This is a genomic window from Vibrio sp. 1562 (genome assembly GCF_033340155.1).
Taxonomy (GTDB): Bacteria; Pseudomonadota; Gammaproteobacteria; order Enterobacterales; family Vibrionaceae; genus Vibrio; species Vibrio alginolyticus.
This window is the reverse complement of sequence record NZ_JAWOVY010000096.1, coordinates 1-1,213: the sequence shown is the minus strand read 5'-3', so window position 1 is coordinate 1,213 and position 1,213 is coordinate 1. Positions and strand designations below refer to the sequence as shown.

1 protein-coding gene and 2 pseudogenes are annotated in these 1,213 nt (G+C 47.7%); all 3 read left to right on the top strand.

Annotated elements, in window-relative coordinates; translation table 11 throughout:
• Nucleotides 1–276: pseudogene (locus tag R7Z49_RS23435) on the top strand (DUF3150 domain-containing protein); the annotation flags it as partial.
• A 61-nt stretch (nucleotides 277–337) separates the two neighbouring features.
• Nucleotides 338–778: a hypothetical protein gene (locus R7Z49_RS23430; protein ID WP_024015929.1), complete on the top strand. Its 441-nt coding sequence runs from the start codon at nucleotides 338–340 to the stop codon at nucleotides 776–778.
• 69 nt (nucleotides 779–847) lie between these two features.
• A pseudogene (locus tag R7Z49_RS23425) lies at nucleotides 848–1,213 on the top strand (hypothetical protein); the annotation flags it as partial.

Sequence of the window (1,213 nt, the reverse complement as noted above, 5' to 3'; positions counted from 1 at the left end):
GAAGCGATGGACAATTTATTTGTTCGTCTGCCGAAGACCGGCCCTGTGACAGACAATCTCTATCACGAACTGATGGCGACCATTTTAATTTTGTCTGATCCAGACAAGATGAGAATGCACGGTGAAGGTCAATTGGATATCAGACAACTGATGCCCAAACCTGAACCTAAACCCGCACAGCCAGTATCTGCTCAGGCAGATAACTTACGTGCAATACCACAACCAACCGTCAGACCAAACCTTGGTTCGACTGTACCAAACTCATTTTATTTCTAACGTCCTTGAGGGCATGTTGCCCTTAAGGGCGCATGTCCTCTGAACTATGTAAGAGGAAATTATGCAATCAACCATCCATAACCCCAGCCAACTGAACCAGTTTGAAGCACATTTTCGTGGTGTGACTGATGCGGTTGAAAGTGAATCGATACCAGAAGTGGCGTGTTGTCGAACGTTAGTACAACGGTCGTACTCAACACATAGTGTCGTGATCCCCAAGAACCCTGTTTTGATCGCAGATGCGGACGCACAAGGAGCTTGGGTAACGGCCATGGTATTTGTTCCAAACATGGCATTGCAGCAAACCGCTTTTGAGCGGGCCTGGCTGCAATATCAACACGAGGTGTCTACTCAGTTACAAGACCAGTACGGTCTGACATTGGATGACATCCTGAGTTTAGACCAGCTTAAAACGTCATTTGAGCAGCACGAGAGTCCAGCTCAATTGGTGGCTTGGTTAGGTCAAAAATACGATCTGGATAAGCTAAAAGCACAGGTTTAAACACTCACATTCCCAGCGGGGAAACGCTCCCGCTGAGGGAGTATTCCCCCTAATGATTAGGAGACTCCCATGAATCATCCATTAAAAAACGCACTGCCAATCGTTGCCGCCGCTTATGGCGAAAAGTTTGGTGTGAAGGTGCTTATTCAAGGACAAGATGCGTTTACCGATGGTGAGCGGATTGTGATCCCAACAGCAAACCCAGACGACCCACACTATCAACAGATAGCTTGGGGTTATCTGGCTCATGAAGCGGCGCATATTCGGCATACCAATTTTGACATGGTGCAGAAGGCGTCGTCCAAGCCGATCCGTAAGGCACTTCTCAATATCATTGAGGACGTTCGCATTGAAAACGAATTGGCAAAGGATTACCCCGGAACCCGGCGCAGTATTTCGCAAGTGATTGAGTACATGGTGGACACACAGCAAATG

Excerpts from the sequence above, each read along its gene's own strand:
- R7Z49_RS23430 (WP_024015929.1), top strand. The coding sequence starts at position 338 with ATGCAATCAACCATCCATAACCCCAGCCAACTGAACCAGTTTGAAGCA.